Origin of the sequence: Stenotrophomonas sp. PS02289, from assembly GCF_029960115.1 — a bacterium.
Taxonomy (GTDB): domain Bacteria; phylum Pseudomonadota; class Gammaproteobacteria; order Xanthomonadales; family Xanthomonadaceae; genus Stenotrophomonas.
Genome location: NZ_JASCOZ010000267.1, coordinates 1 through 3,756, shown reverse-complemented (window position 1 = coordinate 3,756; position 3,756 = coordinate 1). Strand labels below are relative to the sequence as shown.

The following is a 3,756-nucleotide window of genomic DNA, read 5'->3' as shown; positions in this document are numbered from 1 at the left end:
TGGATGTGCCGCCCGAGCCAAACGGGAGATTTAAGGCGTGTCCCGTACCCCCCACCCGCCGGCCCCAGGCACGTAGATCGGCAGCCGAGGGCTGTTCGCCAAAAACCAACAGCAGCCGGGCAGAGCCCGGCTCTACGGATTGCGTCCATCGCAGCCCCGTCGACATTGTTAAATTCTTGTAATTAGAATGCGAACGATTTACATTTGCGTTCCGTTGTGCCCTCCCCTTGGGTTTCCAGAGACGTTCGCATGTCCTTACGTGTTGCTTCGCCCCGCTCTTTCCGTCGCGCCCCGCTGGGCGTTGCCCTGCTGGCCGCCCTGGCCGTCGCCGCCCCGTCCGTTGCGCTGGCCAACACCGCTGTCGCCGATGCTGCCGATGCCAAGACCCTTGACCAGGTCAACGTGGTCGGGACCCAGGCCAGCCCGTCCAGCACCACCCGCCTGCCGATCACCCTGCAGGAAACCCCGCAGTCCACCAGCGTGATCGGCATTGGCCGGCTGCAGGACGAAGCGCTGTTCTCGATCAACGACGTCATGCGCAATGTCACCGGCGTCAGCGTGTCGTTCTACGACACCCAGCGTCCGCTGTACTACGCGCGTGGCTTCACCATCACCGACTTCCAGGTTGATGGCCTGCCGACCTACAGCGGCTCCACCAACCAGGAGTACGACACCGCCTTCTATGACCGCGTCGAGGTCATCCGCGGCGCCAACGGCCTGCTCAGCGGTGCCGGCATTCCTTCGGCCACGGTCAATCTGCTGCGCAAGCGCCCGGGCAAGGAGTTCGATGCCTCGGTCTCGGTCAGCGCCGGCAGCTGGGACTTCCGCCGCATGGAAGCCGACGTCAACGCGCCGCTGACCAGCGACGGTCGCTTCCGCAGCCGCGTGGTCGCCGCCTACACCGACCGCGACCTGTATTACGACCGCTACAAGGAAGACAAGATGGCCGGCATGGCCGTGCTGGAAGGTGACATCACCGACTCGACCACCGTCACCGTCGGCTACCAGCGCCAGGACAACAACCCGGTCGGCTCGACCTGGGGCACCGTGCCGTTCTTCAACAGCGACGGTACCTTCGCCCACCTGCCGCGCGAAACCAACATGGCTCCGAAGTGGAGCTACTGGCAGCGCGAAACCAGTACCGTCTTCAGCAACCTGGAACAGCGCTTCGGCGAGGACTGGCTGCTGAAGCTCAACACCGCCTATACCCGCGGCAATGTGCAGAACGTGCGCGTGTACGGCAGCGGCTACCCGGATCCGGTCACCGGTTCGGGGATGTACCTGCTGGCCGGTGCCGGCGACGCCGAAGACACCCGCAAGGGCGCGGACCTCTACCTGTCAGGCAAATTCCCGGCGTTCGGCCGCGAGCACGATGTGGTGATCGGCGGCAGCTACAACAACCTGGAAGCCACCACCTGGACGCTGACCTCGGTGGCCAACTGGCGCTACAACATCCCCAACATCTACACCTGGGACGGCGACATTCCCGAACTCACCGCAAGCCGCACCGGTGCGCGCCGCATCGCGCACACCAAGCAGAGTGGCGTGTACGCCTCGACCCGCCTGCGCCTGGCCGATCCGCTGTCGCTGATCGCCGGTGCGCGCCTGAGCCGCTGGGAAACCCTGAGCCGCAGCTACAACGCCGCCGGCGCGTACACGGGCACCAGCGGTGCCTACAAGGTCACCGACGAGGTCACCCCGTACGTCGGCCTGGTCTACGACATCGTGCCGGACTTCTCGGTGTACGCCAGCTACACCGAAATCTTCAATCCGCAGAACTACAAGGACCGCAACGAAAACCTGCTGGCTCCGGTGGAAGGTTCCAACCTGGAAGCCGGCATCAAGTCGCAGTGGTTCGACGGCAAGCTGACCGCCAATGCGGCGATCTTCGAAGCCAAGCAGGACAACTACGCGGTGCGTGACATGAGCTTGCCGGACGGTTCGCTCAGTGACGGCAGCTCGGCGTACATCGGCGTCAACGGCACCAAGTCGCGCGGCTGGGAAGTGGACGTCAACGGCGAGATCCTGCCGGGTTGGACGGTCAACGCCGGCTTCACCCACGTCAAGGTGACCCGCGCCGCGACCGACCTGCTGTACGCGAACCCGCCGGAAGACCTGCTGCAGCTCAACACCAGCGTGCGCCTGCCGGGCGTGCTGGATCGCCTGACCATCGGCGGTGGCCTGCAGTGGCAGAGCAAGGTCGAGGGCTACAACATCCAGTACCCGCTCGGCGGCACCCGTACCGTGACCCAGCCGTCGTACATGCTGGTCAACCTGCACGCCAATTACCGCATCAGCGACAACTGGACCGCCTCGCTCAACGTGCGCAACGCGTTGGACAAGACCTACTGGGCGAACCTGGACTACAACAACTACGGCGAGCCGCGCTTCGTGTCCGCCAGCCTGCGCTGGGCGTTCTGACCGATTGCCGGGCATGGCCCGGCTCTACGGATCGCTTAAACCTGAACAGGGCCCGCCATTGGCGGGCCCTTTCTTTTGCTGCACTGCGGGTTGCATCCGTCGTCGTAATTATGCCGTAATTACGTCAACACCTCCGGGATGCCTGCAATGAACCCCAGCTGGGACAGCAAAGCGCGAGGCCGCCAGGCCCGCCTGGAACGGGCCAGCGGCCTGACCCGCGGCCATGAGGTCGCCGCCGGGGATGTGGTCGAGCTCCTGCACGCGGTACTGGAACCGGGCGACAAGGTCTGCCTGGAGGGCAACAACCAGAAGCAGGCGGACTTCCTGGCCCAGTCCCTGGCCGATCTGGACCCGAGCCGGGTGCACGACCTGCACATGGTCCAGTCGGTGCTGTCGCTGCCCTCGCATCTGGACGTGTTCGAACGCGGCATCGCCTCGAAGCTGGACTTCTCCTTCTCAGGCCCACAGTCGGTGCGGCTGGCCAACCTGGTTGCCGAGGGGCGCATCCAGATCGGGGCCATCCACACCTATCTGGAACTGTTCGGCCGCTACTTCATCGACCTCACCCCCGGCGTGGCGCTGGTGGCGGCCCAGGCCGCCGACCGCCACGGCAATCTGTACACCGGCCCCAACACCGAAGACACCCCGGTGATCGTGGAAGCCACGGCCTTCGGCGGCGGCATCGTCATCGCCCAGGTCAACGAAATCGTCGACACCCTCCCCCGCGTCGATATTCCGGCCGATTGGGTCAACTTCGTGGTGCAGGCACCACGTCCGAACCATATCGAACCGCTGTTCACCCGCGACCCGGCGCAGATCTCCGAAATCCAGGTGCTGATGGCGATGATGGCGATCAAGGGCATCTACGCCGAGTACGGAGTGAATCGCCTCAACCACGGCATCGGCTTTGACACCGCCGCGATCGAACTGCTGCTGCCGACCTACGCCGAATCACTCGGGCTCAAGGGAAAGATCTGCCAGCACTGGGCACTGAATCCGCATCCGGCGCTGATCCCGGCCATTGAATCAGGCTTCGTGAAGTCGGTGCACTCGTTCGGCTCGGAACTGGGCATGGAGAAGTACATCGCCGCGCGCGGCGATGTGTTCTTCACCGGTGCCGATGGCTCCATGCGCTCCAACCGCGCGTTCTCGCAGACCGCCGGGCTGTACGCCTGCGACATGTTCATCGGGTCCACCCTGCAGATCGACCTGCAGGGCAACAGTTCCACGGCGACCCGTGACCGCATTGCCGGCTTCGGTGGTGCGCCCAACATGGGCTCGGACGCGCGCGGCCGCCGCCACGCCAGCGCTGCATGGCTCAAGGCTGGCGAGCAG

Annotated in this window: 2 protein-coding genes; both read left to right on the top strand. The window is 65.0% G+C overall.

Translation table 11 applies throughout. From position 1 onward, the window contains the following. Window positions 1-249 precede the first annotated feature (249 nt). Entirely contained in the window at window positions 250-2,421 is a 2,172-nt protein-coding gene (locus QMX83_RS20700; RefSeq protein ID WP_282298506.1) for a TonB-dependent siderophore receptor, read from the top strand. A gap of 147 nt (window positions 2,422-2,568) precedes the next feature. Further along, window positions 2,569-3,756, top strand: a 1,188-nt coding sequence (locus tag QMX83_RS20695) for a malonate decarboxylase subunit alpha (protein ID WP_282298505.1), incomplete at its 3' end; no start/stop codon positions are given.

Bases quoted from the DNA above. Each gene is read 5' to 3' on its own strand.
- QMX83_RS20700 (WP_282298506.1), top strand. From the start codon at position 250: ATGTCCTTACGTGTTGCTTCGCCCCGCTCTTTCCGTCGCGCCCCGCTG.